The sequence below is a fragment of the Oscillibacter sp. CU971 genome (assembly GCF_905219725.1).
In the GTDB taxonomy this organism is placed as follows: Bacteria; Bacillota; Clostridia; order Oscillospirales; family Oscillospiraceae; genus Oscillibacter.
The window spans coordinates 1-5,454 of sequence record NZ_CAJMXG010000199.1 but is presented as its reverse complement, the minus strand read 5'-3'; the positions used below and the strand labels follow the sequence as shown (position 1 = coordinate 5,454).

The 5,454-nt window shown below is 54.6% G+C and carries 6 protein-coding genes and 1 pseudogene; 5 read left to right on the top strand and 2 right to left on the bottom strand.

Annotated features, from left to right (window positions below; genetic code table 11):
- Positions 1 to 72: 72 nt before the first annotated feature.
- From JX325_RS12260 to JX325_RS12240, 5 genes are all read left to right on the top strand, one after another.
- A complete protein-coding gene (locus JX325_RS12260; protein ID WP_204791398.1) occupies positions 73 to 1,122 on the top strand; it encodes an AAA family ATPase in 1,050 nt (349 codons plus the stop codon).
- Between the two features lie 199 nt (positions 1,123 to 1,321).
- Positions 1,322 to 1,639 carry a plasmid mobilization relaxosome protein MobC gene (locus JX325_RS12255; protein WP_204791397.1) on the top strand — a complete coding sequence of 106 codons (318 nt, stop codon included), beginning with the start codon at positions 1,322 to 1,324 and terminating at the stop codon, positions 1,637 to 1,639.
- Entirely contained in the window at positions 1,639 to 2,634 is a 996-nt protein-coding gene (locus JX325_RS12250; RefSeq protein WP_204791396.1) for a relaxase/mobilization nuclease domain-containing protein, read from the top strand. The genes JX325_RS12255 and JX325_RS12250 overlap by 1 nt, the downstream gene beginning before the upstream one ends.
- 134 nt (positions 2,635 to 2,768) lie before the next feature.
- Positions 2,769 to 2,954 carry a hypothetical protein gene (locus tag JX325_RS12245; RefSeq protein WP_204791395.1) on the top strand — a complete coding sequence of 62 codons (186 nt, stop codon included), beginning with the start codon at positions 2,769 to 2,771 and terminating at the stop codon, positions 2,952 to 2,954.
- A gap of 82 nt (positions 2,955 to 3,036) precedes the next feature.
- Positions 3,037 to 4,659 (top strand): recombinase family protein, encoded by a 1,623-nt coding sequence (locus JX325_RS12240; protein WP_204791394.1) that lies wholly within the window; start codon positions 3,037 to 3,039, stop codon positions 4,657 to 4,659.
- Here the strand turns inward: JX325_RS12240 and JX325_RS12235 are convergent.
- Positions 4,620 to 4,808, bottom strand: a pseudogene (locus tag JX325_RS12235) (manganese catalase family protein); the annotation flags it as partial. The gene JX325_RS12240 and the pseudogene JX325_RS12235 sit on opposite strands and share 40 nt — an antisense overlap.
- Positions 4,808 to 5,266, bottom strand: coding sequence for a spore coat protein CotJB (locus JX325_RS12230; protein ID WP_204791392.1), 459 nt, complete (start codon positions 5,264 to 5,266; stop codon positions 4,808 to 4,810). The gene JX325_RS12230 and the pseudogene JX325_RS12235, both read right to left, overlap by 1 nt.
- Between the last annotated feature and the right edge of the window lie 188 nt (positions 5,267 to 5,454).

Genomic DNA, 5,454 nt, shown 5'->3' with positions numbered 1-5,454 from the left:
GTCTAATTTTGGTATTAGCACTACGGTACCACAACTACCTATCTTTTGTCAACACCAGAAGGGAGTGATTTCATGACGGACCTAAGAACGATTGACGGTGAAACCTTGATGAGCCAGCCGCTCCAGCCGCTGAACTTTGTAGTGGACACGCTGATTTCCCAGGGGCTTCATATTCTGGCGGGGTCTCCCAAGGTCGGAAAATCATGGCTGGCCCTGTGGTTGGCAGTGACCGTCGCCAAGGGTGAACCCGTCTGGGGGATGGGGGTGAAGCAGGGCACAACTCTCTATCTCTGCCTGGAGGATTCCCAGCTCCGAATCCAGAACCGGCTGTTCGATGTGACGGAGGACGCGCCCTCCAACGTCCACTTCTGCACCGAGAGCCGCATTTTGAGCGACGGGCTGACTGAGCAGTTGGAGCAGTTCCTCCGTGAGCACCCGGACACGTCCCTCATCATCATTGATACTCTTCAAATGATCCGGGGGACTACTTACGATAACACCTACGCAAACGACTACCGGGACCTGTCCGCGCTGAAGCGGCTGGCCGATGCTCATGGGATTGCTGTCCTGCTGATTCACCATCTGCGAAAAGAGAAGGCGGACGATGTGTTTAACCGCATCTCGGGTACTACCGCCATCAGCGGCGCGGTGGATTCCAGCTTCACGCTGGTAGAGGAGCGGCGGGGCAGCGGCAGAGCAAAACTCAGTTGTATTGGACGGGACATCGAGTATCGGGAGCTGGAGCTACGGCGCAACGCTGACAATGTGTGGGAGGTGACGGCGGACAGCTATCAGCAGCCAGCGCTGTTGGATGGCAGGATCGTTTTTCTCCTCTCTGCGCTGATGGATTCCCGCAAGGAATTTATCGGCACTCCTACAGAACTGGCAAACAGGATCGACCCTGACGGCAGCGAGGGGATCACGCCGAAAAAAGTGAGCAGGCAAATCCTGCAAAGCGTTGATGCGCTAAAGAAAGCGGGTATCATTGCCTCGATACGCCGGAGCAACGGGAAGCGGTTGATAGAGTTACGCCGTGCCGATAGTGCCGAATTTTCCGGGGCCGGAAAATTCGACCCTATCGACCCTGTCGCAAGCGGAGAAGCCCGCTGTGCGGTGCAGTAAGGAGGACGTGTGCGGTTTTTCTGCGGTGCGAGAGTAAATACAGCAGACACTCTCAAACGCGCAGACAGGCCCCGTAGAGGAGGAATCCCACCCTCGGGTGGGGCAAGCATCGCGCCCGGCTATACACCGGACGCATTCGCCGGGGCTAGGCCCCGGCACCCCCTGCCCCTAAAGGGGTGATAGGAACGAGAGGAGAACGATGATGCAAAATAAGAAGTCAGCCATTGTCACGGCTCGGATGACACCAGAAGTCAAACAGCGGCTCCAGGAACGTGCGCGGGATGCCAACATGACCCTCACCCAGTACCTGATCATTTGCGGCCTTGGTCAGAAGATCATTCAAGTGAAGGGTCTTGACGCAGTTCTCTCGGAGCTGAAAGCTCAAGGCCGCAACCTCAACCAGCTCACCACACTGGCCAACATGGGACGGCTCACTGTCCTCCGCAGCGACGAGCTGATCGACAGGTATGCCGACCTCTGCGCGGCCATCCGCAGACTGACAAAGGAGGTGAGGTGATGTCTACCTTCACCGCCATCCGAAACAAGAAGCAGACCGCCGGCGCTATGCTGGGTGTGCTGTCCTATGTGGTGCAGGCGAAGAAGACGGTGCTGGACGGCGCGTGTCTGGTCACTGGGAGCAACTGCGTACCCCAGGCGTCCTACCTGGAGATGATGACCACCAAGCAGCGGTTCCGAAAAGCGGACGGCAGGCAGTTCTACCACTTCGTCCAGTCCTTCTCCGAAGATGACGACCTCACACCCCAAGAGGCTAACGCCATCGGTCTGGAACTGGCACAGAGAGCGTTTCCTGGCTATGAGGTGGTGATCGCCACCCACGTGGACACCAGCCACCTCCACAACCATCTGGTGGTGAACAGCGTCAGCTGTGAGAGTGGCAGAAAGCTCCACCAGAACCGTGAAACCTTGCTGGCGCACCGGCAGCTCAACGACGAGATTTGTAAGGCCCACGGACTGCAGGTTCTGGAGGCACCAGAGAAGTATCCGAAGAAGAAGCGGATGAAGCCCGGCGAGTACCAGGCGGGGTTGCGGGCGGACAGCTGGAAGCTGGATCTGATCCAGGCCATCAACGAGGCGCTGGAGTACGCCGTTGATCGGGAGAGCTTTATTGAGAATATGGAGTACGAAGGTTACGAGGTGACCTGGACGGATACCTGGAAGCACATCACCTTCACCTGTCCTAACGGACGGAAGTGCCGGGACAGCAGTCTCCACGATGAGACCTTCCTCAAAGAAAATCTGGAGGCGCTGTTCGCCTACCGGCAGGCTATGGGATTCTGCCCCAGCAGCGTGGAACCGGACGAGGGATGGATGGGTGAAGTGACAAGCGGACTCATTCAACTGGGCAGGGCAGTGGAGCGCAGTGATGACCTGCCGCCGCTCCCTACACCGCCGGCTTGGACAGATAGCAAACAGCGCCGCCGGGAGGCCATCAAAAAGATGGCCATGGGGCAGAAGTTCAGCGGCAGCCAACAGTGGGAACAGTCCATGTAAAAATTTTGGAGGTATAAAATGAAATTTTATAATGGCCAGAGCAACAGCCACATGAAAATAAAATAAGAAAGGGGCAAAATTAATCAAAGCAGGCCAGTCCTATGCATACCCTTGGAACAAAGGGGAGTGGCAGGATGGCGGAACAGGCGAGGTTGCTTGATATCGAGAATGACCGGGAGATCACGAAAGAAACCGACAGCCAGTTCTTGTTTGAGTATCAAAGAGCCGTTCTGCTGACGCTGAAGGACAAAGGTGTATTAAATGAAATGCAGTATCGATATGCAGAAGAAAAGCTAAAAAAACAGTTGAAACAATTCTAAAAAGTAATAGACTTTTGACGACTGGTACGGTATATTGAGTGTGCCGTACCAGTCTAAATAAAACGAAGGGGTGAACGATACCATGATAAAAGTAGCATCTTACTGCCGTGTGTCTACAGACCGGGATGACCAGGCCAATTCATTTGAGAGCCAACAGCGATATTTTAAGGAGTACATCGACCGCCAGCCAGACTGGGAACTGTACCAGGTTTATGCCGACGAAGGAATCACCGGAACGTCGACGAAGAAACGAGTCGCCTTCAATCGAATGATTGCCGACGCCCATTTGGGAAAATTTCAGTTGATCCTTACCAAGGAGGTCAGCCGTTTTTCTCGAAATATATTGGACACCATCACCTACACCCGAGAGCTAAAAGCGTTGGGAGTAGGTGTTCTGTTTATGAACGACGGAATCAGTACCCTGGAGCCGGACGCCGAGCTTCGGCTGTCCATCATGGGATCGATTGCCCAGGAGGAGAGCCGCAAGACCTCCACCCGAGTAAAGTGGGGGCAGACCCGGCGGATGGAGCAGGGGGTAGTGTTCGGAAGATCGCTCTTGGGCTATGATGTAAAGGATGGTTGCCTGACAGTAAATCCAGAGGGCGCGGAGATTGTCAGGTTGATCTTCTACAAATATGGCGTGGAGAAAAAGGGAACTACTGTCATTGCTCGGGAGCTTCGGGAGGCGGGGTATCAGACCCATAGCGGCAATATGAAATGGTCCAACACCCACATCGTCAAAATCCTGAAGAATGAGAAATATGTGGGAGATCTGGTGCAGAAGAAGACCATCACGCCGGATTACCTGAGCCACGCCAAGAAATACAACCACGGGGAGGAGGAACTGGTGATTATACGGGACCACCATGAGCCTATCATTGACCGGGAGCTGTGGGACACCGTTCAGCGGGAGCTGAAAAAGCGGAACCGCAATGGGGAATTGGGGGCGGGACACTCCAACCGCTATGTGTTCAGCGGTAAGATTAAGTGCGGAGAGTGCGGGGCCAGCTTTGTTTCCCGGAAGAAAACCCGTAAGGATGGCTCGCTTTATAAGCGTTGGAGCTGCTATACTGCCACGTCAGAGGGGCAGAAACGGGTCGATGTTCGGGGTAATGAGGTAGGCTGCGATGTAGGTAAACTCCTGCGGGATGAATTGGCGTTGGATATCCTCCAGCAGTCTCTGACCACCCTGCGAATGGACCGGGACAGGATCATCCAAAATGTCACTGCTCTGGCATTAGAGGCAATTCAGATGTGCGAGGAAGGAAGCACTGACAGGGCTGAGGCGTTGGAATATGAAATCAGCCAACTGAAGCAAAAGAAAGCGGATGTGCTGGATGCCTTTTTCTCCAAGCAAATCACGAAAGAGGAGATGCAGTTGGTCAACCAGCGGTACGATAGGGAGCTGGAAGATCTTCAACGGAGGCTGGAGGGGGTACGAGAGCGAGAGAGTATCACTTACGAGAAGGGTCAGCTGGGGAAGGATGTGGGCCGTCAGGTGGTTGACATTGTAAATTGTAAGGCAGACAGCGAGGTGCTTTACAAAAATGTCCTGGACCACATGGTGGTACACAAGGACCGAAAAATTGAGGTTTTTCTAAAACTTTTGCAGCAAAAATGGACTTTTGTACTGGAAAATCTGCGAAAGTCTCAGAATGACACCCCGGTGCCGATGTCCGTCAGCAGGCCCTTCAGCTCTGCATAGGGCATGGAATAGCGCTGGCTCAGATACCGGAGGGAAGCCCCCAGCTCCCCGTCGGGCCCGCCGTATTGGGAGATAATGGCCGCTGCCAGCTTGGGATTGGTGTTCTTGACCTTCACCGGGTATTGAAGCTTTTTCTCATATACAAACATCAGTCATTCCCTCCTACGTCCCAGGGCCACGGGTCCTTGAGCCAGGCGTAGCCGTCCTCCGGGGTCAGGTCGGTGCTGGTCAGGGGGCCATACATCTTCTCATATTTTTCCCGGCCCTCTTTGGCCAGCTTGATATAGGACCAGTAAAGCTGGAGAACCTCCTGGTCGTTGGCGTGGGTGTCCAGGTACAGGTTCAGCTCTTTGATGGCAAAATCCAGCGCCATTAGCTCCACCAGGGCGGTGTTGGCCAGCTTAGTTTTCGCCTGGATGGCCGCTTTAAAGGGCAGATCCAAACCGGGAAACAACGTGCCAGCTTGAAGGGCCTCCGCCCGGCTGAAGCGGGGAGGGTTCTGCTCCTGCATCGGAATATACGGAAACGCCAGTGGGGCGCAATTGCCGGGGAGTGTGCCCATTCCCACGCCGCAGGAACCGGCCGGCGTCTGATTAGGTCTTTCCATACTTGCTTTCCTCCTTGTGTAAGAATGGCGCGAGGTGTCTCGCGCTCATTCCATTGTATGCCGGCAGCGGCAAAGGGGCTACCTGGGAAGCAATGGGACAATTGTTCGGGCTGCGGCTTGCTTTTTGGGGAGGTATTTGCTATAATAGAAAATGTCCATAAGTGTCACAGGAAAAGGCCGCATATGGG